At 59.0% G+C, this 23,811-nt stretch carries 20 protein-coding genes; 15 read left to right on the top strand and 5 right to left on the bottom strand.

Annotated elements, in window-relative coordinates; translation table 11 throughout:
- The first annotated feature begins 48 nt into the window (after positions 1 to 48).
- The 4 genes from ABH912_RS29705 (at position 49) to ABH912_RS29720 (ending at position 4,826) form a co-directional block, all read left to right on the top strand.
- The gene (locus ABH912_RS29705; protein ID WP_429512439.1) at positions 49 to 1,242 is read left to right on the top strand and encodes an MFS transporter; all 1,194 of its coding nucleotides are present in this window, start codon (positions 49 to 51) and stop codon (positions 1,240 to 1,242) included.
- A 42-nt stretch (positions 1,243 to 1,284) separates the two neighbouring features.
- Positions 1,285 to 1,596: a cupin gene (locus ABH912_RS29710; RefSeq protein ID WP_429512441.1), complete on the top strand. Its 312-nt coding sequence runs from the start codon at positions 1,285 to 1,287 to the stop codon at positions 1,594 to 1,596.
- Positions 1,597 to 1,701: 105 nt separating this feature from the next.
- Positions 1,702 to 2,853 carry a TDT family transporter gene (locus ABH912_RS29715; RefSeq protein WP_429512442.1) on the top strand — a complete coding sequence of 384 codons (1,152 nt, stop codon included), beginning with the start codon at positions 1,702 to 1,704 and terminating at the stop codon, positions 2,851 to 2,853.
- A gap of 98 nt (positions 2,854 to 2,951) precedes the next feature.
- Positions 2,952 to 4,826 carry an MFS transporter gene (locus tag ABH912_RS29720; RefSeq protein ID WP_033055828.1) on the top strand — a complete coding sequence of 625 codons (1,875 nt, stop codon included), beginning with the start codon at positions 2,952 to 2,954 and terminating at the stop codon, positions 4,824 to 4,826.
- Between the two features lie 46 nt (positions 4,827 to 4,872).
- Here ABH912_RS29720 and ABH912_RS29725 read toward each other — a convergent pair whose 3' ends face one another.
- From ABH912_RS29725 to ABH912_RS29745, 5 genes are all read right to left on the bottom strand, one after another.
- The gene (locus ABH912_RS29725) at positions 4,873 to 5,799 is read right to left on the bottom strand and encodes a GGDEF domain-containing protein (protein WP_033055826.1); all 927 of its coding nucleotides are present in this window, start codon (positions 5,797 to 5,799) and stop codon (positions 4,873 to 4,875) included.
- 372 nt (positions 5,800 to 6,171) lie between these two features.
- Entirely contained in the window at positions 6,172 to 6,912 is a 741-nt protein-coding gene (locus ABH912_RS29730) for a YciK family oxidoreductase (protein WP_033055825.1), read from the bottom strand.
- A 184-nt stretch (positions 6,913 to 7,096) separates the two neighbouring features.
- Positions 7,097 to 7,768, bottom strand: coding sequence for an N-acetylmuramic acid 6-phosphate phosphatase MupP (gene mupP / locus ABH912_RS29735; protein ID WP_033055824.1), 672 nt, complete (start codon positions 7,766 to 7,768; stop codon positions 7,097 to 7,099).
- Positions 7,769 to 7,772: 4 nt separating this feature from the next.
- Positions 7,773 to 8,471 (bottom strand): bifunctional 2-polyprenyl-6-hydroxyphenol methylase/3-demethylubiquinol 3-O-methyltransferase UbiG, encoded by a 699-nt coding sequence (gene ubiG / locus ABH912_RS29740; RefSeq protein WP_033055822.1) that lies wholly within the window; start codon positions 8,469 to 8,471, stop codon positions 7,773 to 7,775.
- 57 nt (positions 8,472 to 8,528) lie between these two features.
- On the bottom strand, positions 8,529 to 9,863 hold the full coding sequence (locus ABH912_RS29745; protein WP_429512445.1) for a TRZ/ATZ family hydrolase: 1,335 nt from the start codon (positions 9,861 to 9,863) through the stop codon (positions 8,529 to 8,531).
- A gap of 108 nt (positions 9,864 to 9,971) precedes the next feature.
- Here ABH912_RS29745 and mtnA point away from each other — a divergent pair, with 108 nt between their 5' ends.
- The 11 genes from mtnA (at position 9,972) to ABH912_RS29800 (ending at position 23,634) form a co-directional block, all read left to right on the top strand.
- Positions 9,972 to 11,048, top strand: a complete 1,077-nt coding sequence (mtnA, locus tag ABH912_RS29750; RefSeq protein WP_033055818.1) for an S-methyl-5-thioribose-1-phosphate isomerase — start codon at positions 9,972 to 9,974, stop codon at positions 11,046 to 11,048.
- 424 nt (positions 11,049 to 11,472) lie between these two features.
- Positions 11,473 to 14,130: a DNA gyrase subunit A gene (gene gyrA / locus ABH912_RS29755; RefSeq protein ID WP_008148713.1), complete on the top strand. Its 2,658-nt coding sequence runs from the start codon at positions 11,473 to 11,475 to the stop codon at positions 14,128 to 14,130.
- A 252-nt stretch (positions 14,131 to 14,382) separates the two neighbouring features.
- Positions 14,383 to 15,468, top strand: coding sequence for a 3-phosphoserine/phosphohydroxythreonine transaminase (serC, locus tag ABH912_RS29760; RefSeq protein WP_429512447.1), 1,086 nt, complete (start codon positions 14,383 to 14,385; stop codon positions 15,466 to 15,468).
- Positions 15,468 to 16,562, top strand: coding sequence for a prephenate dehydratase (gene pheA / locus ABH912_RS29765; protein WP_033055815.1), 1,095 nt, complete (start codon positions 15,468 to 15,470; stop codon positions 16,560 to 16,562). Before serC ends, pheA begins: the two co-directional genes overlap by 1 nt.
- A gap of 12 nt (positions 16,563 to 16,574) precedes the next feature.
- Positions 16,575 to 17,687, top strand: a complete 1,113-nt coding sequence (gene hisC / locus ABH912_RS29770; protein WP_429512449.1) for a histidinol-phosphate transaminase — start codon at positions 16,575 to 16,577, stop codon at positions 17,685 to 17,687.
- 28 nt (positions 17,688 to 17,715) lie between these two features.
- Entirely contained in the window at positions 17,716 to 19,923 is a 2,208-nt protein-coding gene (locus ABH912_RS29775; RefSeq protein ID WP_429513174.1) for a bifunctional prephenate dehydrogenase/3-phosphoshikimate 1-carboxyvinyltransferase, read from the top strand.
- Entirely contained in the window at positions 19,920 to 20,609 is a 690-nt protein-coding gene (gene cmk, locus ABH912_RS29780; RefSeq protein WP_415770470.1) for a (d)CMP kinase, read from the top strand. The genes ABH912_RS29775 and cmk overlap by 4 nt, the downstream gene beginning before the upstream one ends.
- A 120-nt stretch (positions 20,610 to 20,729) precedes the next feature.
- The gene (gene rpsA, locus ABH912_RS29785) at positions 20,730 to 22,421 is read left to right on the top strand and encodes a 30S ribosomal protein S1 (RefSeq protein ID WP_033055812.1); all 1,692 of its coding nucleotides are present in this window, start codon (positions 20,730 to 20,732) and stop codon (positions 22,419 to 22,421) included.
- 218 nt (positions 22,422 to 22,639) lie between these two features.
- Positions 22,640 to 22,918, top strand: coding sequence for a hypothetical protein (locus ABH912_RS29790; RefSeq protein ID WP_111450708.1), 279 nt, complete (start codon positions 22,640 to 22,642; stop codon positions 22,916 to 22,918).
- Between the two features lie 152 nt (positions 22,919 to 23,070).
- The gene (gene ihfB, locus ABH912_RS29795) at positions 23,071 to 23,367 is read left to right on the top strand and encodes an integration host factor subunit beta (RefSeq protein WP_033055808.1); all 297 of its coding nucleotides are present in this window, start codon (positions 23,071 to 23,073) and stop codon (positions 23,365 to 23,367) included.
- Positions 23,368 to 23,394: 27 nt separating this feature from the next.
- Positions 23,395 to 23,634 carry a LapA family protein gene (locus ABH912_RS29800; RefSeq protein ID WP_033055807.1) on the top strand — a complete coding sequence of 80 codons (240 nt, stop codon included), beginning with the start codon at positions 23,395 to 23,397 and terminating at the stop codon, positions 23,632 to 23,634.
- Positions 23,635 to 23,811: the final 177 nt, after the last annotated feature.

Consider the following 23,811-nt stretch of genomic DNA (forward strand, 5'->3'; position numbering starts at 1 on the left):
CAGTCGCACACTCCGCAAAAGCAAAAAATTAGCTTTTGTGGAGTGCTCATGTCCAGTTCAGCGTCTAATCGTTCAAGCCTGTGGTTCCTGGCGATCACCTTACTCAGTTTTCTTGCGGCGTCCACGGCGCCGACGCCGTTGTATCACTTGTACCAAGAGCACCTGCAATTCTCGGCAGCGACCCTGACCCTGATTTTCGGCGTGTACGCCATCAGCTTGCTGGCGGCATTGCTCACGGTCGGTTCGCTCTCGGATTACCTGGGGCGCAAACCGGTGATCTTCACCGCTGTGATGTTGAACATGCTGGCGATGCTGTTGTTTATCAACGCAGACAGTGTCGCCTGGTTGATCAGCGCACGAGTGCTTCAAGGTTTTGCGACGGGGATGGCCACTGCCGTACTGAGTGCGGCGCTACTGGACACTGATCGCCATAAAGGTCCGCTGGTCAACAGCGTCGCGCCATTGCTGGGCATGGCGTCGGGCGCCATGGGCTGCGGTTTGTTGGCCGAGTTTGCGCCGTTGCCGTTGCAGTTGACCTATTGGGTGCTGTTCGCGCTGTTTGTGATGCAAGCGCTGTACGTCTGGCGTTTGCCGGAAAGCGTCAGCCCCCAGCCGGGAGCCTGGGCCTCGCTGCGTCCGACACTGCATGTGCCGATTCAGGCGCGGCGTGCGTTGTGGCTGGTGCTGCCGATCAACATCGCGGTGTGGGCGCTCGGTGGTTTTTACGCCTCTTTGGCCCCGTCGTTGGTGCGCACCGCCACCGGATCGACCTCAAATCTGATTGGCGGTGCGACGGTGGCTGTGTTGACGGTGACCGGCGCGTTGATGATCTACACCCTGCGCGATCGGCCGGCCGACAAGGTTTTGCGATTAGGCGGCAGTCTGCTGCCCGCCGGCGTCGCGCTGATTCTGATGGCAGTGCACAGCGCCAGCCTTACGCTGTTTTTCGTCGGTACGCTGGTGGCCGGGTGCGGTTTCGGTGCCGGTTTCCTCGGTGCGTTGCGCAGCGTCGTGCCGCTGGCCTTACCCCATGAACGGGCAGGGTTGATGTCGGCTTACTACGTGCTCAGTTATCTGGCGTTCTGCTTGCCATCGTTGCTGGCCGGGAACTTGACCCGGACCTTCGGGCTGGTGGCCACCACCGATGGTTACGGTGCGGTGCTGATTATTCTCTCGGTCGGCGCTCTGTTTGCGTTGATGCGTCAGCAGTCCATGAAAGTCTGTGGCGCCGATGTTCGATGACCGTTAGCCTTGGCACCGCCATACTTTTCGACGGACCGACGCATGAACATCATCCGCAGCAAATCCTTCACCGCTGACCGTGCCTGGGGCGCTTTGGATATCGCCAACATGAACGGCATCACCACGCGTTTGCACTGGACCGATCAGCCCTATAGATGGCACATCAATGATGGGCAAGAAGTGTTTGTGGTGCTGGATGGCATCGTGCAGATGCGTTATCGCGAAGAAGGACAGGAGAAAGAGGTGATGTTGGGTGTAGGCGATATCTTCTATGCCGATGTAGGTACCGAACACGTTGCTCATCCGCAGGGTGCGGCGAGAATCCTGGTGATCGAGACTGAAGGCAGCGTCTGACGCTATATCTGCAAAACAGATAACAGTTAGAGATATTACCCGTTATATCGATATTCGATTCAGATCTACCATGAGCTCCACCTCAACAGAGGACAGGAGTTCACCATGACATGCCCCAACACCGCCCCGGCCGGTTTCAAACCTTTCAGTCATTTGCAGCATCCGCGTGAAGTCATCCGCCAGTTCACGCCGAACTGGTTCGCCGCCACCATGGGCACCGGTGTGCTGGCGTTGGCGCTGGCGCAGCTGCCAGGCGCAAATGCCGGTTTGCATGCGATTGCCGAAGCCTTTTGGCTGTTCAATATCGTGCTGTTCGTTTTGTTCACTGCGCTATACGCCGCACGTTGGGCGCTGTTTTTCGATGAAGCGCGGCGGATTTTCGGTCACTCCACGGTTTCGATGTTTTTTGGCACCATCCCCATGGGCCTGGCGACCATCATTAATGGTTTCCTGGTGTTCGGTCTGCCGCGTTGGGGCGAGGGCGTGATTGATGTCGCCGAGGTGTTGTGGTGGCTGGATGTGGCGATGTCCGTGGCGTGTGGCGTGCTGATTCCCTACCTGATGTTCACCCGTCAGGAACACAGCATCGACCAGATGACCGCCGTCTGGCTGTTGCCAGTGGTGGCAGCAGAAGTGGCGGCCGCCAGCGGTGGTCTGCTGGCGCCGCATCTGGCGGATGCCCATTCGCAACTGGTGGTACTGGTGACCAGCTACGTGCTTTGGGCATTTTCCCTACCGGTGGCGTTCAGCATTCTGACCATTCTGTTGCTGCGCATGGCGCTGCATAAGCTGCCCCACGAAAACATGGCCGCCTCCAGCTGGCTGGCGCTTGGCCCGATTGGCACCGGGGCGCTGGGCATGTTGCTGTTGGGCGCCGACGCGCCGGCGATCTTCGCTGCCAACGGCCTGCCGGGCATCGGTGAAATCGCCGCAGGGCTAGGGTTGGTGGCCGGAATCACCCTGTGGGGCTTTGGTCTGTGGTGGATGTTGATCGCGGTGCTCATCACCCTGCGTTACCTGCGCGTCGGCATCCCTTTCAACCTCGGCTGGTGGGGCTTCACCTTCCCGTTGGGCGTCTATTCCCTGGCGACGTTGAAACTGGCCAGCACCTTGAATCTGACATTTTTCAGCGCCTTCGGCTGCGTGCTGGTGGTGTTGCTGGCGGTGATGTGGCTGATCGTCGCGAAACGGACAGTGCAGGGCGCCTGGCGGGGCGAGCTATTTGTCTCGCCGTGCATTGCAGGTTTAAAGAAATAACCTGCAACTTTTAGGTAATGTGTGGCCTGGATCGTCGTTGGATATTCCAATCACTGCATCCACGCCACTCTCTACCCAAGATCAGGGACACACGGAAGATGAGTCACCCCTCACAGTTCACCTTGCTTCGCACCCGGCGCTTCCTGCCGTTCTTCGTCACGCAATCGCTCGGGGCGTTCAACGACAACATCTTCAAGCAGTCGCTGATCCTTGCCATTCTCTACAAGCTGACCATCGACGGTGACCGCTCGATCTGGGTCAACCTGTGTGCGCTGCTGTTCATCCTGCCGTTCTTCCTGTTCTCGGCGCTGGCCGGGCAGTTCGGGGAAAAGTTCGCCAAGGACGCGCTGATTCGTCTGATCAAGCTTGGGGAAATCGCCATCATGGCGGTGGGTGCGGTCGGATTCATGTTCGATCACCTGTCGCTGATGCTGGTGGCGCTGTTTGCCATGGGCACGCACTCAGCGCTGTTCGGGCCGGTGAAATATTCGATCCTGCCCCAGGCCTTGCATGACGAAGAACTGGTGGGTGGCAACGGCCTGGTGGAAATGGGCACCTTCCTGGCGATCCTCGCCGGGACCATCGGCGCCGGGATCATGATGTCCTCCAGTCATTACGCGCCGATCGTCTCCACGGCGATCATCGGTGTTGCGGTGCTTGGCTATCTGGCCAGCCGCAGCATTCCACGGGCCGCGGCCGCCTCCCCGGAAATGCGTCTGAACTGGAACATTTTCAGCCAGTCCTGGGCCACATTGAAACTGGGCTTGGGGCAGACCCCCGCAGTGTCGCGCTCGATTGTCGGCAACTCGTGGTTCTGGTTTGTCGGGGCGATTTATCTGACGCAGATCCCGGCCTATGCCAAGGAGTGGATGCACGGCGACGAAACCGTGGTGACGCTGATTCTTACGGTGTTCTCGGTCGGTATCGCACTCGGTTCGATGCTTTGCGAGAAACTGTCCGGACGCAAAGTCGAGATCGGTCTGGTGCCGTTCGGCTCTTTCGGTCTGACCGTGTTTGGTTTGCTGCTGTGGTGGCATTCCGGCGGAATTCCGGACAGCGTTACCGGCCATGGCTGGATCGAAGTCCTGGGTTTTGGCCACGCCTGGCTGGTGTTGATCGACATTCTGGGGCTTGGGGTGTTTGGCGGTTTCTACATCGTGCCGCTGTACGCGCTGATTCAGTCTCGTACCCCCGAGAACGAGCGGGCGCGGGTGATTGCCGCCAACAATATTCTCAACGCGCTGTTTATGGTGGTCTCGGCGATTGTCTCGATCGTCTTGCTGAGCATGGTCAAGCTGTCGATCCCGCAGCTGTTCCTGGTGGTGTCGCTGCTGAACATCGGCGTCAACGCCTACATCTTCAGCATCGTCCCCGAGTTCAGCATGCGCTTCATGATCTGGCTGCTCAGCCATTCCATGTACCGCGTGGAGCATCGCAATCTGCAACTGATTCCCGATGAAGGCGCGGCGTTGCTGGTGTGCAATCACGTGTCCTTCGTCGATGCCTTGCTGATTGGCGGCGCGGTGCGTCGGCCGATTCGCTTTGTGATGTATTACAAGATCTACAACTTGCCAGTGCTGAACTTCATCTTCCGCACGGCCGGGACCATTCCGATCGCGGGGCGTCAGGAAGACATTCAGATCTACGAAAAAGCCTTCACGCGCATTGCTCAGTATCTGAAGGACGGCGAGTTGGTGTGCATCTTCCCTGAGGGAAAATTGACCGCCGATGGCGAGATCAACGAGTTCAAGGGCGGGCTGACGCGGATTCTCGAGGAGACGCCGGTGCCGGTGATTCCGTTGGCATTGCAGGGTTTGTGGGGGAGCTTCTTCAGCCGCGATCCGCAAAAGGGCGTGTTTCGCCGGTTATGGTCACGGGTGACGTTGGTGGCAGGGCCTGCGGTGTCGGTTGAGGCGGCAGAACCAGCCCGGCTGCAAGGGTTGGTGGGGGAATTACGCGGCGCTGTGCGCTAACGCCTTTCGCTGCGGGCCGCTAACCAAGCGTGCCCGCGCCGGGCGTTCAACCCGCCATCGCCAACCGGTTGCGCCCCTCGCGCTTGGCCACATACAACGCACTGTCGGCTCGTCGCAACAGGCTGTCGGCAGACTCGCCGGGCAATAGCGTCGAGCAGCCAAGGCTGACCGTCAGCTCGATCGCATGGCCGTCGGCCGAATATTCCTCTGTTTGCACCGCAAATCGTAGCCGCTCGCCGATCATGGCTGCCGCATCACGAGTCGTGTTGGAAAGCAGGATCATGAATTCCTCGCCACCAAAGCGGAAGACCATGTCCACGTTACGCAACTGGTTTTTGATCGAGGCAGCAACGGCCTTAAGCACGCCATCCCCGGCGCTGTGCCCGTGGTTGTCGTTGATGTGTTTGAAGTGATCGATGTCCAGCATCAGCAGCGACAAGGGTTGCAGATGCCGACGCGACATCTCGACTTCCCGTTGCAGGGTCTGATCCATGGCAATGCGGTTGCCGGTGTCCGTGAGCGGATCACGCAAGGCACTTTGGGTCGCGGCGCGGTAGAGCAGGGCATTGCGCATCGGATACATCAATGCGGACAGCAGCGACTCGAGGTTGCCTTGTTCCTGCTCACTGAAGCGATGATTGCGGCGGAATATCAGTTCACCCAGGTGCTCGCCTTCATGGCTGAGGTTGTAGCTGATCGAGTGATGGCCGTGAAGGCCGAACTCCAGGCGCAAATCGCTGACCTTGTGCTGGTAGATCAAGGCGTCGAGCGGTACAAGTCGTTGAATCTCGCGGAAAAAGAGCCCAAGAATGCGTTGCGGCTCGAGACTGGTTTGTAGCTGCAGGCTCAACTTCTGGCGTAGCTGCGCAAGGTTGACAGGCCTCTCCCGAAGGGGAACCTGCTGACCAAAGCCCAGGCGTTGCAATTTGGCAACATCGAAGTCAATTGCGTTGGTCTGGGAAGGTGATTTCATATGGCGTGCGCCCCTAAGCAGTAAGGCTGTCTTACAGGCTGGGTGAGAGCGGCTTTGGGCTGCGCGTCATACTGATCCATCAGTCCCGTAGGACGTTTGGCGCAAGTTTAGTCCGCTTTGCCGAGGATGAGTAACTCATCGGCTCAGGCGTCCGCCCGTTTGCTTTCACACTGCGTGTCTGAGCAAATTTAGAGCGAAAGTCGTGCCATCAGTTCAGTCTAATAAAAAACGTTATAAATCAATGCGTTGAATGTTCTTTTGAATTTTTTCCCGAAAACGGTGACAGTTGTTTGACTTGCCGACGGTGTGGTTGCGACGCACTTCGAATGCCGCGACGAGAAGCCGTCGCGGCATAAAAGCGACGCGCGGGCGTTACTGAGCGTTGAACGCCTGGCCATTGATGCCGGTGCTGTCCGGACCCATCAGGTAGAGGTAGACCGGCATGATCTCCTCGGGCGTCGGGTTGTTCAGCGGGTTTTCACCCGGGTAAGCCTGGGCGCGCATGCTGGTGCGTGTGGCGCCCGGGTTGATGCTGTTGGAGCGCACCGGTGCCACGGTGTCGACCTCATCGGCCAGGGTTTGCATCAAGCCTTCGGTGGCGAACTTGGATACGCCATATGCGCCCCAATACGCACGACCCTTGCGGCCGACGCTGCTGGAGGTGAACACCACCGAGGCGTCCTGGGACAGCTTGAGCAGCGGCAGCAGGGTGCTGGTGAGCATGAACATGGCGTTGACGTTGACGTGCATGACACGCATGAAGTTTTCGCCGGACAGTTGCTCGATCGGCGTACGCGGGCCAATGATCGACGCGTTGTGCAGCAAACCGTCGAGATGGCCGAATTCGGTTTCGATCATCGCTGCCAGCTCATCGTATTGATGGGGCAGGGCGGTTTCCAGGTTGAACGGGATCACGGCCGGTTGTGGATGGCCGGCGGCTTCGATTTCGTCGTAGACCTGAGTCAGGTTGGCTTCGGTCTTGCCCAGCAACAGCACTGTGGCACCGTGCGCGGCAAAGGTTTTCGCGGCGGCGGCGCCGATGCCACGGCCAGCACCGGTGACCAGGATGACCCGGTCCTTGAGCAGTTCTGGGCGGGCGGAATAATCAAACATAAAAAACCCTCAACACTATTAAGACGGACACCGGAACTGTGGCGAGGGAGCTTGCTCCCGCTCGGGTGCGAAGCAGCCGTAAAACCAGCAAGTGCGGTCTACCTGATCAGAATGCTGTTATAGATAGAGGGGACGCTTCGCGCCCCAGCGGGAGCAAGCTCCCTCGCCACAAAAGCCTCTGTAATCAGCAGCCACACAAGGCGCTATCCAGTACCTTGCGCAACTCCAGCGGATGATCGACCACCACATCCGCGCCCCAATGCCGCGGGTTATCGTCCGGATGAATGTAGCCGTAGGTCACGGCGGCCGTCTTGGTGCCGGCATCGCGACCGGATTCGATATCGCGCAAGTCATCACCCACAAACAGCACGCTGGCCGGATCCAGGTCGAGCATTTTGCACGCCAGGATCAACGGCTCGGGGTCAGGTTTGCTGTTCTTCACATGGTCCGGGCAGATCAGCAGCGCCGAGCGCTCGGCCAGCCCAAGTTGCTGCATGATCGGCTCGGCGAACCGCAGCGGCTTGTTGGTAACCACGCCCCAGATCAGGTTGGCCTTCTCGATGTCGGCCAGCAGTTCGCCCATGCCGTCGAAGAGTTTGCTGTGAACCGCGCAACCGGCGAGGTAACGCTCCAGAAACTCCAGGCGTAATTCCTCGAAACCCGGTGATTCCGGGTCCATGGAGAAGGTCACGGCGACCATCGCCTTGGCGCCGCCGGAGATCTCGTCGCGAATGTGTTTGTCGTTCATTGGCGGCAAGCCGCGATCGGCGCGCATCGCCTGACAGATCGCAATGAAGTCCGGCGCGGTGTCGAGCAGGGTGCCGTCCATGTCGAAAAGAACTGCTCTGATACGCATCGGCTTACTCCTCGCGCAGGGTCTGGATCATGTAGTTGACGTCCACGTCGGAGGCCAGTTTGTAGTGCTTGGTCAGCGGGTTGTAGGTCAGGCCGATGATGTCCTTGACGGTCAGGCCGGCCATGCGGCTCCAGGCACCCAGCTCGGACGGGCGGATGAATTTCTTGAAATCGTGGGTGCCGCGCGGCAGCAGCTTCATGATGTATTCCGCGCCGACAATGGCGAACAGGTACGCCTTCGGGTTGCGGTTGATGGTGGAGAAGAACACCTGGCCACCGGGTTTGACCATGCGGAAGCAGGCGCGGATCACCGAGGATGGATCTGGCACGTGTTCGAGCATTTCCAGGCACGTGACCACGTCGAACTGCTCAGGCATTTCTTCTGCCAGGGCTTCGGCGGTGATCTGCCGGTATTCGACGCTCACACCCGATTCCAGTTGATGCAGTTGCGCGACCGCCAGCGGCGCTTCGCCCATGTCGATGCCCATCACGGTAGCGCCGCGCTGGGCCATGGCTTCGCTGAGGATGCCGCCGCCGCAACCGACGTCGAGGACTTTCTTGCCGGCCAGGTTGACCCGCTCGTCAATCCAGTTGACCCGCAGCGGGTTGATGTCGTGCAGCGGTTTGAACTCGCTTTCGCGGTCCCACCAGCGATGGGCCAGGGCTTCGAATTTGGCGATTTCGGCGTAGTCGACGTTGCTCATGGTTAAGTCCTCTAAAACTTGAAAAATCCTGTTGCCCCGGCGGTGAGTCCGGGGGGCTTACGATTCGGTATGGCCGCTGATGCGCTGGCCCCAGGCCTTGGCGGTGGCGCACAGCTGTTGTTCATCCAGGCGAGTCAGGCGACGGTCGTCGAGCAGTTGCTTGCCGGCGACCCAAAGGTGTTTCACGCAATCACGGCCGGTGGCATATATAAGCTGCGAAACCGGGTCGTAGACCGGTTGCTGCGCCAGGCCGGAGAGGTCGAATGCGACGATATCTGCCGCTTTGCCGACTTCCAGCGATCCCACTTCGGATTCAATGCCCAGCGCGCGGGCGCCATTGAGCGTGGCCATGCGCAAGGCGCGATGGGCATCCAGCGCAGTGGCCGAGCCGGCGACGGCTTTGGCCAGTAAAGCGGCGGTGCGGGTTTCGCCGAGCAGGTCCAGGTCATTGTTGCTGGCCGCACCATCGGTGCCGACCGCCACATTGACGCCAGCCTGCCACAAGCGCTCCACCGGGCAGAACCCGCTGGCCAGCTTCAGGTTGGATTCCGGGCAATGAATCACGTTGGTGTTGCTTTCTACCAGCAGCACCAGGTCTTCGTCGCTGATCTGAGTCATGTGGACGGCCTGGAAGCGCGGTCCCAACAAACCCAAGCGACCGAGACGGGCCAACGGGCGTTCGCCGCGCTGCTCGACGGACTGCTGCACTTCATGAGCCGTTTCATGCACGTGCATGTGGATCGAGGCGTCCAGTTCTTCGGTGATCACCCGGATTTTCTCCAGGTTCTCGTCGCCCACCGTGTAGGGTGCATGGGGGCCGAAGGCGACTTTGATGCGCTCGTGGTGCTTGAGATCGCCAAATAATTCGACGCCCTGACGAATGGCTTCATCCGCCGTGCTGGCGCCCGGGATCGGGAAATCGAGGATCGGAATCGCGATTTGCGCGCGAATGCCGCTGTTATGGACGCGCTCGCTGGCAACCTTCGGGAAGAAATACATGTCAGAGAAACAGGTGATGCCACCTTTGATCTGCTCGGCGATCGCCAGATCGGTGCCGTCACGTACAAAAGCTTCATCGACCCACTTGGCTTCGGCCGGCCAGATGTGGTTCTCCAGCCAGGTCATCAGGGGCAGATCATCGGCCAGGCCACGGAACAGCGTCATCGCTGCATGCCCGTGGGCATTGATCAAACCGGGGCAGAGCAATATGTCCGGCAGTTCGCGGACTTCGGTTGCGTTAAGCTTCAGCGCAGCCGAGCGTGGGCCGATGAATACGATGCGTCCGTCGCGGATGCCCAGGGCGTGCTCTTTGAGGACAACGCCAGCGGGTTCGACGGGTACCAGCCAGGTCGGCAGCAATAGCAAGTCGAGCGCAGCGGCAGTGTTCGGCATCGAGAATCGGTTCCAGAGCTTTTGTAAAGGATGGCGAAGTATACCCGAGCGTCTTCGCAGGGGGATCGCTATAATCGACGGCTTTTGTTCATGAGTACGGGGTGACAGATGCGCGATCGACTGTTGGCTGCGGAGAAGGTGAAGGCCATCGATTGGCGTGATGATGCCCTTTACCTGCTGGATCAGCGTATTTTGCCGTTCGAGGAAACCTGGATCGCCTACACCAGCGCTGCTGGCGTTGCCGAGGCCATTCGTTCGATGGTAGTGCGCGGCGCGCCGGCGATTGGCATCACTGCCGCTTATGGTGTTGTGCTGGCGGCCCGTGCACGGTTTGCCGAAGGCGGTGACTGGCAGGCGGCGCTGGAAGAGGATTTCGCGCTGCTGGCCGATTCCCGTCCGACCGCGGTCAACCTGTTCTGGGCCCTCGGCCGCATGCGTGACCGGCTTGAGCGTCTGAAACATCACGCCGATCCGCTGCCGGTGCTGGAAGCAGAGGCTATCGCCATTCACGAGAGTGATCGCGAAGCCAACCTGACCATGGCGCAACTGGGTGTGGACCTTATCCGCAAGCATCAGGGCAACGCCCAGGCGATTCTGACCCACTGCAATACCGGCGCTCTGGCCACCGGCGGCTTTGGCACGGCACTTGGCGTGATTCGTGGCGCGTTCATTGAAGGCATGGTCGAGCGCGTCTATGCCGACGAAACCCGTCCCTGGCTGCAAGGTTCGCGGCTGACCGCATGGGAACTGGCCAACGAAGGCATTCCCGTGACGCTCAACGCGGACTCCGCCGCCGCCCACATCATGAAGACCAAGGGCATTACCTGGGTAATCGTCGGCGCTGACCGGATCACCGCCAATGGCGACGTGGCCAATAAGATCGGCACCTATCAGCTGGCGGTGAACGCCATGCACCACGGCGTGCGTTTCATGGTGGTGGCGCCGAGCTCGACCATCGACATGAACCTGGCCAGCGGTGATGACATTCCGATTGAAGAACGCGATGGTCGCGAGTTGCTGGAAGTCGGCGGCAAGCGGGTCGGGGCGGATGTCGATGCGTTCAACCCGGTATTCGACGTGACCCCGGCTGACCTGATCGATGCGATCGTCACCGAAAAAGGCATCGTCGAGCGCCCGGATACTGCGAAAATGGCGCAGTTGATGTGCCGAAAACGTCTGCATTGACAGTATTTGTTGTCAGATAAATCGCCTTCGCGGGCAAGCCTCGCTCCTACAGGTTCGCTCGATCTGTAGGAGCGAGGCTTGCCCGCGAAGAACGATGACACGATCTACCACCCCTGAAGCCCCGTATTTCGCTTGAAAATATGGGGTTGTGACGGCTCTAAGCCTCTCTCGTCCCCTTCAAGCCTGTCACCGGTCAACTAACTATGCTCCATGCGCATCAGGGGGATAGGTGCGTGGCGGCGATTGTGATAACATCCGGCGGTTTCCAAGGTAGCCCGATGTGGCTGCCTTTACTGCGCAGATCCATGGCATAACTCGTTGATTTGTCGTAAGTCGGTGCATGGCACTAAGCCTGCAGCGGCGAGCTTCGTTCGTCCCATATGGATGTGACGAAGTTTCACCAGAAAAAGGAATCAGGCTTCTCATGGGCGAACTGGCCAAAGAAATCCTCCCGGTCAATATCGAAGACGAGCTGAAGCAGTCCTACCTCGACTACGCGATGAGCGTAATTGTCGGGCGGGCACTGCCGGATGCGCGCGATGGCTTGAAGCCCGTGCACCGGCGTGTGCTGTTCGCGATGAGCGAGCTGGGCAACGACTTCAACAAGCCGTACAAGAAATCTGCCCGTGTTGTCGGTGACGTGATCGGTAAGTATCACCCTCACGGTGATACCGCGGTGTACGACACCATCGTTCGGATGGCGCAGCCATTCTCGCTGCGTTACCTGCTGGTAGACGGTCAGGGCAACTTCGGTTCCGTGGACGGCGACAACGCCGCGGCCATGCGATACACCGAAGTGCGCATGACCAAGCTGGCGCACGAGTTGCTGGCTGACCTGCACAAAGAAACCGTGGACTGGGTGCCGAACTACGACGGCACCGAAATGATCCCGGCGGTCATGCCGACCCGTATTCCCAACCTGTTGGTCAACGGCTCCAGCGGTATCGCCGTGGGCATGGCGACCAACATCCCGCCGCACAACCTCGGTGAAGTCATCGACGGTTGCCTGGCACTCATCGACAACCCTGAGTTGACCATCGATGAGCTGATGCAATACATCCCCGGTCCGGACTTCCCGACCGCCGCGATCATCAACGGTCGCGCCGGCATCATCGAAGCCTACCGCACCGGTCGTGGCCGCATTTACATGCGCGCCCGCTCGATGATCGAAGACATCGACAAGGTCGGTGGCCGTCAGCAGATCGTCATCACCGAACTCCCTTACCAGCTGAACAAGGCCCGTCTGATCGAGAAGATCGCCGAGCTGGTAAAAGAGAAGAAACTCGAAGGCATCACCGAACTGCGCGACGAGTCCGACAAGGACGGTATGCGCGTCGTGATCGAACTGCGTCGTGGCGAAGTGCCTGAGGTGATTCTCAACAACCTCTACGCCCAGACCCAGCTGCAAGCGGTGTTCGGTATCAACATCGTCGCGCTGATCGACGGCCGTCCGCGGATCCTGAACCTCAAGGACCTGCTGGAAGCCTTCGTTCGTCACCGTCGCGAAGTCGTTACCCGCCGTACCGTGTTCGAACTGCGTAAAGCCCGCGAACGTGGTCACATTCTGGAAGGCCAAGCGGTTGCCCTGTCGAACATCGACCCGGTCATCGCTCTGATCAAAGCCTCGCCAACGCCGTCGGAAGCCAAGGAAGCGCTGATCAAGACGGCGTGGGAATCTTCCGCCGTGGTCGCGATGGTTGAGCGTGCCGGTGCCGATTCGTGCCGTCCAGAGACCCTGGACCCGCAATACGGTCTGCGCGAAGGCAAGTACTTCCTGTCGCCAGAACAGGCGCAAGCCATTCTGGAACTGCGTCTGCACCGTCTGACCGGACTGGAACACGAAAAGCTGCTGGCCGAGTATCAAGAGATCCTCAACCAGATCGGCGAGCTGATCCGCATCCTCAGCAGCGCCACGCGCCTGATGGAAGTGATCCGCGAAGAGCTGGAAGTGATCCGCGCCGAATACGGCGACGTGCGTCGCACCGAAATTCTTGATGCCCGTCTCGACCTGACCCTGGGTGACATGATCCCGGAAGAAGAGCGCGTCGTGACCATTTCCCACGGTGGCTATGCCAAGACCCAGCCATTGGCTGCGTACCAGGCTCAGCGTCGTGGCGGTAAAGGAAAATCGGCTACCGGCGTCAAGGATGAGGACTACATCGCTCACCTGCTGGTCGCCAACAGCCACACCACGCTGCTGCTGTTCTCCAGCAAAGGCAAAGTGTACTGGCTGAAAACCTACGAAATCCCGGAAGCCTCCCGCGCGGCCCGTGGTCGTCCGCTGGTCAACCTGCTGCCGCTGGACAGTGATGAATACATCACCACCATGCTGCCGGTCGACGAGTACACCGAAGGTCACTTCATCTTCATGGCCACTGCCAAAGGCACCGTGAAGAAGACCCCGCTGGAATCCTTCAGCCGTCAACGCAGCGTCGGTCTGATCGCGCTGGAGCTGGACGAAGGTGACGTACTGATCTCTGCCGCCATTACCGATGGCGAGCGCGAAGTCATGCTGTTCTCCGACGGCGGCAAGGTCACTCGCTTCAAGGAAACCGACGTTCGCGCCATGGGCCGTACCGCTCGCGGTGTCCGCGGCATGCGTCTGCCGGAAGGCCAGAAGCTGATTTCCATGCTGATCCCGGAAGAAGGCAGCCAGATCCTCACTGCTTCGGCCCGTGGTTTCGGCAAACGCACGGCGATCACCGAGTTTCCTGAGTACAAACGTGGCGGTCAGGGCGTTATCGCCATGGTCAGCAACGACCGTAACGGCCGTCTGGTCGGTGCAGTCCAGGTGCTCGACGGCGAGGAAATCATGCTGATTTCCGACCAGGGCACTCTGGTTCGTACTCGCGTCGACGAAGTCTCCAGTCTGGGTCGTAACACCCAGGGCGTGACCCTCATCAAACTGGCCAGCGATGAAACGCTGGTAGGTCTGGAGCGGGTTCAGGAGCCGTCGGAAGTCGAAGGTGAAGAGCTGGAAGAAGGTGAAGAGGGTGCAGTGTTCGACGGCGAAGTCGTGATCGACGACGTTGTTGAAGATCAGCAACTCGACGCCGCCGCTGACGAAGAACCGCAGGAATAAGCGGACAAGCGGGGGGCGGATGAGAATTCGCCCCCTTGTTGTTTGTCCGTAAAGAAATATCGACACCCATGGAGATCTCTGTAGGAGTGAGCCTGCTCGCGATCGCATCACCGCGAAGTTTCAGACATACCGCGGGCGCCTGCATCGCGAGCAGGCTCACTCCCACAAAAGCTGTGCTTCAGCAGGGACCCCTGTGTCGATTGATGTTGTGATTTATTGCGTGATTACCACCAAATCAGAGCGAGATTGGATGTGAGCAAGAGAGCCTATAACTTCTGTGCCGGTCCTGCGGCACTTCCCGAAGCTGTCCTGCAGCGCGCCCAGGGTGAACTCCTTGATTGGCACGGCAAGGGCCTGTCGGTTATGGAAATGAGCCATCGCAGCGATGAGTTCGTGTCCATCGCCAGCAAGGCCGAGCAGGATCTGCGTGATCTGCTGAATATCCCCTCGAACTATAAAGTGCTGTTTCTGCAAGGTGGCGCCAGCCAGCAATTTGCTCAGATTCCTCTGAACCTGTTGCCGGAAAGCGGCACCGCCGACTATATCGATACCGGTATCTGGTCGCAGAAAGCCATCGAAGAAGCTTCGCGCTACGGAAACGTCAACGTTGCCGCTACCGCCAAGCCTTACGACTATTTCGCTATTCCCGGTCAGAACGAATGGAAGCTGTCGAAAGATGCGGCCTACGTTCACTACGCGCCGAACGAAACCATCGGCGGCCTGGAATTCAATTGGGTTCCGGAAACCGGTGATGTTCCGCTGGTGGCCGACATGTCTTCCGACATTCTCTCGCGTCCGATCGATGTTTCGCGCTTTGGCATGATCTACGCCGGCGCCCAGAAGAACATCGGCCCGAGCGGCATCGTCGTCAACATCGTTCGCGAAGACCTGCTGGGTCACGCCCGTTCCCTGTGCCCGACCATGCTCAACTACAAGGTCGCGGCCGACAACGGCTCGATGTACAACACCCCGCCAACCCTGGCCTGGTACCTCTCGGGTCTGGTGTTCGAGTGGCTGAAAGAGCAGGGTGGTGTTGAAGCCATCGGCAAGCTCAACGAAGTGAAACAGCGCACGCTGTACGACTTCATCGACGCCAGCGGCTTGTACAGCAACCCGATCAACAAGTCGGATCGCTCGTGGATGAACGTGCCGTTCCGCCTGGCTGACGACCGTCTCGACAAGCCATTCCTGGCCGGTGCCGACGAGCGTGGCCTGTTGAACCTCAAGGGTCACCGTTCCGTGGGTGGCATGCGTGCCTCCATCTATAACGCCGTCGACATCGTTGCGGTCAACGCACTGATTTCGTACATGGCAGAGTTCGAGAAGGAACACGGCTAATGTCTGAGCAAGAACTCAAGGCACTGCGCCTGCGCATTGATGCCCTGGACGAGAAAGTCCTGGAGCTGATCAGTGAGCGCGCACGCTGCGCCCAGGAAGTTGCGCGAGTAAAGATGGCCTCGCTGGCCGAAGGCGAAGTGCCGGTGTTCTATCGTCCTGAGCGTGAGGCTCAGGTGCTCAAGCGTGTCATGGAGCGCAACAAGGGGCCGCTGGGCAACGAAGAGATGGCGCGGCTGTTCCGCGAAATCATGTCCTCGTGCCTGGCCCTCGAGCAGCCGTTGAAAGTGGCGTACCTCGGCCCTGAAGGCACCTTCACCCAGGCCGCCGCGATGAAGCACTTCGGTCACGCCGTGATCAGCAAGCCGATGGCAGCGATCGACGAAGTGTTCCGTGAAGTGGCGGCCGGTGCGGTGAACTTTGGCGTGGTCCCGGTGGAAAACTCCACCGAGGGCGCGGTCAACCACACCCTCGACAGCTTCCTCGAACACGACATGGTGATCTGTGGCGAAGTCGAGTTGCGGATTCACCACCACCTGTTGGTCGGGGAAAACACCAAGACCGATAGCATCAGCCGTATCTATTCCCACGCCCAGTCCCTGGCCCAGTGCCGCAAGTGGCTGGACGCCCATTACCCGAATGTCGAGCGCGTGGCGGTGTCCAGCAACGCCGAAGCGGCCAAGCGGGTCAAGGGTGAGTGGAACTCGGCGGCGATTGCCGGCGACATGGCGGCAGGCTTGTACGGGCTGACCCGTCTGGCCGAGAAAATCGAGGATCGCCCGGATAACTCCACGCGATTCCTTATGATCGGCAGCCAGGAAGTGCCGCCGACCGGCGACGACAAGACGTCGATCATCGTCTCCATGAGCAACAAGCCCGGCGCACTTCACGAGTTGCTGGTGCCGTTCCACGACAACGGCATCGACCTGACGCGAATCGAGACGCGTCCTTCGCGCAGCGGTAAATGGACCTACGTGTTCTTCATCGACTTCGTCGGCCACCACCGTGATCCGTTGATCAAGGGTGTGCTGGAAAAGATCAGTCAGGAAGCAGTGGCACTCAAAGTGCTGGGTTCCTACCCGAAAGCAGTTCTCTAAGGGCGGTAGCAAATGAGTGGTGACTTCCTCGCTCTGGCACAGCCGGGCGTGCAACAACTTTCGCCTTACGTTCCGGGCAAACCCGTGGACGAACTGGCGCGCGAGCTGAACATCGATCCGGCCAGCATCGTCAAACTGGCCAGCAACGAAAACCCGTTGGGCGCCAGTCCCAAGGCGCTGGCGGCGATTCGCGAAGAATTGGCCGAACTGACCCGTTATCCGGACGGTAACGGTTTTTCGCTCAAGACCTTGCTGGCCGATCAGTGCCGCGTCGAGCTCAATCAGGTGACGCTGGGCAACGGTTCCAACGACATTCTGGAGCTGGTCGCCCGTGCCTATCTGGCGCCGGGCCTGAATGCGGTGTTCAGCGAACACGCGTTTGCGGTCTATCCGATCGTCACGCAAGCCGTCGGCGCTACGGCCAAAGTGATCCCGGCCAAAGACTGGGGTCATGATCTGCCGGCCATGCTGGCCGCGATCGATGCCGATACCCGTGTGGTCTTCATCGCCAACCCGAACAACCCGACCGGGACCTGGTTCGGCGCCGAAGCACTGGACGAATTCCTGCAGGACGTGCCAGAACACGTGCTGGTGGTGCTGGACGAGGCCTACATCGAATACGCCGAAGGCAGCGACTTGCCGGATGGTCTGGATTTCCTGGCGGCTTACCCGAACCTGCTGGTTTCGCGCACGTTCTCCAAGGCTTATGGTCTGGCGGCGTTGCGGGTCGGCTATGGCTTGTCCACGGCGGTGGTTGCGGATGTGCTGAACCGCGTGCGTCAGCCGTTCAACGTCAACAGCCTGGCCCTGGCCGCTGCGTGCGCTGCGCTGCAAGACGCCGAGTACTTGGCCGAAAGCCGTCGCCTGAACGAATCCGGCATGCAGCAGCTTGAAGCGGGTTTCCGTGAGCTGGGGTTGAGCTGGATTCCGTCCAAGGGCAACTTCATCTGTGTCGATCTGGGTCGTGTTGCGGCGCCGGTCTTCCAGGGTTTGCTGCGCGAAGGCGTAATCGTGCGTCCGGTGGCCAATTACGGCATGCCGAACCACTTGCGCATCACCATCGGTCTGCCGGCGGAAAACAGCCGCTTCCTCGAAGCGCTGACCAAGGTTCTGGCTCGTGGTTGATGTCACTGCACTGCAATCTGCTGAACCTATGATCGGTCGCCTGGTGGTGGTCGGTCTGGGGTTGATCGGCGGTTCGTTTGCCAAGGGTTTGCGTGAAAGCGGTCTGTGCCGCGAAGTGGTCGGGGTCGACCTCGACCCGCAGTCGCGCAAACTGGCGGTTGAGTTGGGTGTGGTGGATCGCTGCGAAGAAGACCTGGTGGCTGCTTGCCAGGGCGCTGACGTGATTCAGCTGGCCGTGCCGATCCTTGCCATGGAAAAAATGCTCGGCCGCTTGGCCGGCATGGACCTGGGCCAAGCGATTCTGACCGACGTCGGCAGCGCCAAAGGCAATGTGGTGCGGGCGGCAACCGAAGCGTTTGGCGGCATGCCGTCGCGTTTCGTGCCGGGTCACCCGATTGCCGGTTCCGAGCAGAGCGGGGTGGAAGCCTCTAACTCAGAGCTGTTCCGTCGCCATAAAGTGATTCTGACACCGCTGGATCAAACCGATCCGGCAGCCCTGGCAGTGGTCGACCGTTTGTGGCGCGAATTGGGCGCCGATGTCGAGCACATGCAGGTCGAACGTCACGACGAAGTGTTGGCAGCAACCAGCCATTTGCCGCACTTGTTGGCGTTCGGTTTGGTCGATTCGTTGGCCAAGCGCAATGAAAACCTTGAGATCTTCCGTTACGCTGCCGGCGGTTTCCGCGATTTCACAAGAATCGCGGGGAGTGACCCGGTCATGTGGCACGACATCTTCCTCGCCAACCGCGAAGCTGTCCTGCGCACACTCGATACATTTCGCAGCGACCTCGACGCCTTGCGCGACGCGGTCGATGCAGGGGATGGGCACCAATTGTTGGGCGTGTTCACTCGCGCCCGGGTTGCCCGCGAACATTTCAGTAAAATCCTGGCCCGCCGGGCTTATGTGGACGCTATGAATTCCAACGACCTGATTTTCCTGGCACAACCTGGTGGCCGCCTGACTGGGCGGATTCGAGTACCGGGCGACAAATCGATTTCCCACCGTTCGATCATGCTCGGCTCCCTGGCTGAAGGCGTTACCGAAGTGGAAGGTTTCCTCGAGGGCGAAGACGCCCTGGCAACCTTGCAAGCCTTCCGCGACATGGGCGTCGTGATCGAAGGTCCGCACCACGGTCGCGTGACCATTCACGGCGTCGGCCTGCATGGCCTGAAGCCAGCGCCGGGCCCGATCTATCTGGGCAACTCCGGCACCTCGATGCGTCTGCTGTCTGGCCTGTTGGCTGCGCAGAACTTCGACAGCACGCTGACGGGCGATGCTTCGCTGTCCAAGCGTCCGATGAATCGCGTGGCCAATCCGCTGCGTGAAATGGGCGCTGTGATCGAGACCGCTGCTGAAGGTCGTCCGCCGATGACCATTCGCGGCGGCAACAAGCTCAAAGGCCTGACCTACACCATGCCGATGGCCAGTGCCCAGGTTAAATCCTGCCTGCTGCTGGCGGGTTTGTACGCCGAAGGCAAAACCACCGTCACCGAGCCGGCTCCAACCCGCGACCACACCGAGCGCATGCTGCGTGGCTTCGGCTACCCGGTCACCGTCAACGGTGCGACCGCGTCGGTCGAGTCCGGCCACAAGCTGACCGCGACCCACATTGAAGTGCCGGGCGACATCTCGTCTTCCGCGTTCTTCCTGGTGGCCGCGTCGATCGCCGAAGGTTCGGAGCTGGTGCTTGAACACGTCGGCATCAATCCGACCCGTACCGGTGTGATCGATATTCTGCGTCTGATGGGCGCTGACATCACCCTGGAAAACCAGCGTGAAGTCGGCGGTGAGCCGGTTGCAGATCTGCGCGTACGTGCAGCTAAACTCAAAGGTATCGAGATTCCCGAAGCGCTGGTTCCGCTGGCCATCGATGAATTCCCGGTGCTGTTCGTGGCCGCCGCCTGTGCCGAAGGGCGCACCATCCTGCGCGGCGCCGAAGAGCTGCGGGTTAAAGAGTCGGACCGGATTCAGGTCATGGCGGATGGCTTGCTGGCGCTTGGCGTCAAGTGCGAGCCGACCCCGGACGGGATCATCATCGACGGCGGCCAGATCGGCGGCGGCGAAGTGCACGGTCACGGCGATCACCGGATTGCCATGGCCTTCAGTGTGGCTTCGCTGCGCGCCACTGCACCGATCCGCATCCATGATTGCGCCAACGTCGCGACGTCGTTCCCGAACTTCCTCGCGCTGTGCGCGCAGGTCGGTATCCGTGTTGCACAAGAGGCTCAGTCGTGATTATCAAGCCACCGGTCATCACCATCGACGGGCCTAGCGGTTCGGGCAAAGGCACTATTGCCGGGATTCTGGCCAAGCGCCTGGGCTGGTGTCTGCTGGATTCCGGTGCGCTGTACCGTCTGCTGGCATTCGCCGCGCGTAACCATGGCGTCGATCTGACCAATGAAGAATCGCTGAAGCTGTTGGCCGCTCATCTGGACGTGCAGTTCGTCGGCGCGACCGAAGGTCATCCACAGCGGATCATTCTCGAAGGTGACGATGTCACTGATGATTTGCGCAACGAACAAGTCGGCGCCTGGGCTTCCCAGGTCGCTGCTCTGCCGGCCGTGCGTGATGCGCTGCTCCAGCGCCAGCGGGCGTTTCAGGAGGCTCCAGGTCTGGTGGCCGATGGTCGCGACATGGGCACGGTGGTTTTCCCCGATGCACCGCTGAAGATATTCCTCACTGCCAGTGCCGAGGAGCGTGCGCGCCGTCGATACTTGCAGTTGAAGGGCAAAGTCGATGGTGTTAGTCTGTCGAGTCTGCTAGATGAGATACGTGTCCGCGATGAGCGTGACACCCAGCGAGCGGTAGCCCCGCTCAAACCGGCGGCTGACGCCATACAGCTGGATTCCACGGAATTATCCATCGAACAGGTGCTGGAACGCATCATGAGCGAGATCGCCATTCGCGATATCGCCGGGTGACCAAGAAACTCCGTAGGGGACCAGTCATAGTCTTGCGGTGTTTCTTCTAATGAACATAACCCACGTCGTCTGGGACGTGGAGATGGGCGTATCCTTCGCCCTTATTCAACAGGAATTAAAATGAGCGAAAGCTTTGCGGAACTCTTTGAAGAAAGCCTAAAAACCCTGAACCTTCAGGCAGGCTCCATCATCACCGGTGTTATCGTTGATATCGATTACCAAGCTCGCTGGGTAACCGTTCACGCTGGCCTGAAGTCTGAAGCACTCATCCCGCTTGAGCAGTTCTACAACGACGCTGGCGAACTGACTATCAACGTCGGTGACGAAGTTCACGTTGCTCTGGACTCGGTTGAAGACGGCTTTGGTGAAACCAAGCTGTCCCGTGAAAAAGCCAAGCGCGCTGAATGCTGGATTGTTCTGGAAGCAGCCTTCGCAGCCGAAGAAGTGGTCAAGGGCGTTATCAACGGTAAGGTTAAAGGCGGCTTCACTGTCGACGTTAACGGCATCCGTGCGTTCCTGCCAGGTTCTCTGGTTGACGTCCGTCCTGTGCGCGACACCACGCACCTGGAAGGCAAAGAGCTGGAATTCAAGGTCATCAAGCTTGACCAGAAACGCAACAACGTTGTCGTTTCCCGTCGTAGCGTCCTCGAAGCCGAGAACTCCGCTGAGCGTGAAGCTCTGCTGGAATCCCTGCAGGAAGGTCAACAAGTCAAAGGTATCGTCAAAAACCTCACCGATTACGGCGCATTCGTCGATCTGGGTGGCGTCGATGGCCTGCTGCACATTACCGACATGGCTTGGAAGCGTATCAAGCATCCTTCCGAAATCGTCAACGTTGGCGACGAGATCGATGTCAAGGTTCTGAAGTACGATCGCGAACGCAATCGTGTTTCCCTGGGCCTCAAGCAACTGGGCGAAGATCCATGGGTTGCTATCAAAGCCCGTTACCCAGAAAGCACTCGCGTTACCGCTCGTGTAACCAACCTGACCGACTACGGCTGCTTCGCTGAGCTGGAAGAAGGCGTTGAAGGCTTGGTACACGTTTCCGAAATGGACTGGACCAACAAGAACATCCACCCTTCGAAAGTCGTACAAGTCGGCGACGAAGTGGAAGTTATGGTTCTGGACATCGACGAAGAGCGTCGTCGTATCTCCCTCGGCATCAAGCAGTGCAAATCTAACCCATGGGAAGATTTCTCTGGCCAGTTCAACAAGGGCGATAAAATCTCCGGCACCATCAAGTCGATCACCGATTTCGGTATCTTCATTGGTCTGGACGGCGGCATCGACGGTCTGGTTCACCTGTCCGACATCTCCTGGAACGAAGTGGGCGAAGAAGCCGTTCGCCGCTTCAAGAAGGGCGACGAGCTGGACACCGTTATCCTGTCGGTTGACCCAGAGCGCGAGCGTATCTCCCTGGGTATCAAGCAACTGGAAAGCGATCCGTTCTCCGAGTACGTTCAAGAGAACGACAAAGGCGCAATCGTTAAAGGCATCGTGAAAGAAGTTGACGCTAAAGGCGCCATCATCACTCTGGCCGACGATATCGAAGCGACTCTGAAAGCCTCCGAAATCAGCCGTGACCGCGTTGAAGACGCGCGCAACGTTCTGAAAGAAGGCCAGGAAGTAGAAGCCAAGATCATCAGCGTTGACCGCAAGAGCCGTGTAATCCAGCTCTCCATCAAGTCGAAAGACGATGCTGAAGAGAAAGAAGCAATCCAGAGCTTGAAAGACAAGCCTGCTGCTGACATCGCTGCTGGTCCTACCACTCTGGGCGACCTGTTGCGTGCACAAATGGAAAAACAGAACTAAGTTCTGTCAGACCATAGAAAAAGGGCGACTTCGGTCGCCCTTTTTTGTGCCTGCGATTTGGTGATTTTGATGATTTCGCGGCGCTGCGATTGTTTGTCGTGAAACCAATCCTGCTGACAAGTTGTCTCTTTCTTTAATCGGATCAATCGTTTATTTACGGCTAGTCTTTAGCTTGAAGCGAGCGACCGTCAGGCGGCGTGTCCTGCCTAAGGAAGTGAATGAACAAGCTCATTGTCGTAATAGCAGTACTGACATTGGCGGGCTGTACCACTAATGCCAAGACTCATGCAGTGCGTGGGGTCAGTGGCATCGAGATCGATTGTTCAGGGCTGGGGTCGGGGTGGGAGAAGTGTCGCAAGCGAGCTAGCAAGGAGTGCAAGGCGGCGGGCTATAAAGTTGTAGCCCGGTCCGATGATGCCAAAGATGAGGATGAGTATCCCTTTGGCTTCAATCCTGCGGGCTATCTGACACGCACCATGCTGGTTATCTGCAGGTGAGTCCGAAAGGGCATGATCAGCGTTCCAGTGCTCTGAAATCGAGCATCTCTTTGTGGGTAAAGATATGTCAAAACTCGGGCTGTTCAAATTCATCCGGGCGTGCTAAAACCTTTGAAGCGCTGATCTAGCTGCTTGAAAAAGAAGGGAAAAATATGACGAAGTCGGAGTTGATCGAACGAATTGTCACCCATCAAGGGCTGCTCTCATCCAAGGATGTGGAGCTGGCCATCAAGACCATGCTCGAACAAATGTCCCAATGTCTGGCCACCGGTGATCGCATCGAGATCCGTGGGTTTGGCAGCTTCTCCCTGCACTACCGCGCACCGCGCGTAGGTCGCAATCCAAAAACCGGTCAGTCCGTCAGTCTCGACGGCAAGTTCGTGCCGCATTTCAAGCCAGGCAAAGAATTGCGCGATCGGGTGAACGAGGATGAGGAGGAAGTGCTTTGACGGCCTCCGTTATTCAAGGAACCGCTCATGCGTAACCTCAAGCGCGTACTGCTTGCCGTATTCGTCCTGTTGCTGATTTTGGCGATCCTGGCGTTCGTTCTCGAGAATCAGCAATCGGTTTCCCTGTTGTTCCTGGGTTGGGCGGGGCCGCAACTGCCGATATCACTGGTCATGGTTATTGCGTTGCTGATCGGGATGGTGATCGGACCGATTCTTGGCTGGTTCCTGGGGCGTACGTCCAGAGTTTCACGCAAGCGCCTTGTCTGATTGCGACATGACGCGGAAGGCGCACTAAACTTTAGCCACTGCTTGTCTATATCCATTAGTAAAACCGTCATTAAGCTGTAAAATGCTGCGCTTGTCCGATAATGGCATATGCCCACGTCGGTTCAAACTGACTCTGTCAGAGGCCTCAGCAACCTTGATGGCTTCTGCATTCATGGA

The organism is Pseudomonas sp. BT76 TE3572 (assembly GCF_050435365.1).
Classification (GTDB): Bacteria; Pseudomonadota; Gammaproteobacteria; order Pseudomonadales; family Pseudomonadaceae; genus Aquipseudomonas; species Aquipseudomonas fluorescens_W.

Coding starts and splice junctions, on each gene's coding strand:
- ABH912_RS29705 (WP_429512439.1), top strand. CDS start 49: ATGTCCAGTTCAGCGTCTAATCGTTCAAGCCTGTGGTTCCTGGCGATC.
- ABH912_RS29710 (WP_429512441.1), top strand. CDS start 1,285: ATGAACATCATCCGCAGCAAATCCTTCACCGCTGACCGTGCCTGGGGC.
- ABH912_RS29715 (WP_429512442.1), top strand. CDS start 1,702: ATGACATGCCCCAACACCGCCCCGGCCGGTTTCAAACCTTTCAGTCAT.
- ABH912_RS29720 (WP_033055828.1), top strand. CDS start 2,952: ATGAGTCACCCCTCACAGTTCACCTTGCTTCGCACCCGGCGCTTCCTG.
- ABH912_RS29725 (WP_033055826.1), bottom strand. CDS start 5,799: ATGAAATCACCTTCCCAGACCAACGCAATTGACTTCGATGTTGCCAAA.
- ABH912_RS29730 (WP_033055825.1), bottom strand. CDS start 6,912: ATGTTTGATTATTCCGCCCGCCCAGAACTGCTCAAGGACCGGGTCATC.
- mupP (WP_033055824.1), bottom strand. CDS start 7,768: ATGCGTATCAGAGCAGTTCTTTTCGACATGGACGGCACCCTGCTCGAC.
- ubiG (WP_033055822.1), bottom strand. CDS start 8,471: ATGAGCAACGTCGACTACGCCGAAATCGCCAAATTCGAAGCCCTGGCC.
- ABH912_RS29745 (WP_429512445.1), bottom strand. CDS start 9,863: ATGCCGAACACTGCCGCTGCGCTCGACTTGCTATTGCTGCCGACCTGG.
- mtnA (WP_033055818.1), top strand. CDS start 9,972: ATGCGCGATCGACTGTTGGCTGCGGAGAAGGTGAAGGCCATCGATTGG.
- gyrA (WP_008148713.1), top strand. CDS start 11,473: ATGGGCGAACTGGCCAAAGAAATCCTCCCGGTCAATATCGAAGACGAG.
- pheA (WP_033055815.1), top strand. CDS start 15,468: ATGTCTGAGCAAGAACTCAAGGCACTGCGCCTGCGCATTGATGCCCTG.
- hisC (WP_429512449.1), top strand. CDS start 16,575: ATGAGTGGTGACTTCCTCGCTCTGGCACAGCCGGGCGTGCAACAACTT.
- ABH912_RS29775 (WP_429513174.1), top strand. CDS start 17,716: ATGATCGGTCGCCTGGTGGTGGTCGGTCTGGGGTTGATCGGCGGTTCG.
- rpsA (WP_033055812.1), top strand. CDS start 20,730: ATGAGCGAAAGCTTTGCGGAACTCTTTGAAGAAAGCCTAAAAACCCTG.
- ABH912_RS29790 (WP_111450708.1), top strand. CDS start 22,640: ATGAACAAGCTCATTGTCGTAATAGCAGTACTGACATTGGCGGGCTGT.
- ihfB (WP_033055808.1), top strand. CDS start 23,071: ATGACGAAGTCGGAGTTGATCGAACGAATTGTCACCCATCAAGGGCTG.
- ABH912_RS29800 (WP_033055807.1), top strand. CDS start 23,395: ATGCGTAACCTCAAGCGCGTACTGCTTGCCGTATTCGTCCTGTTGCTG.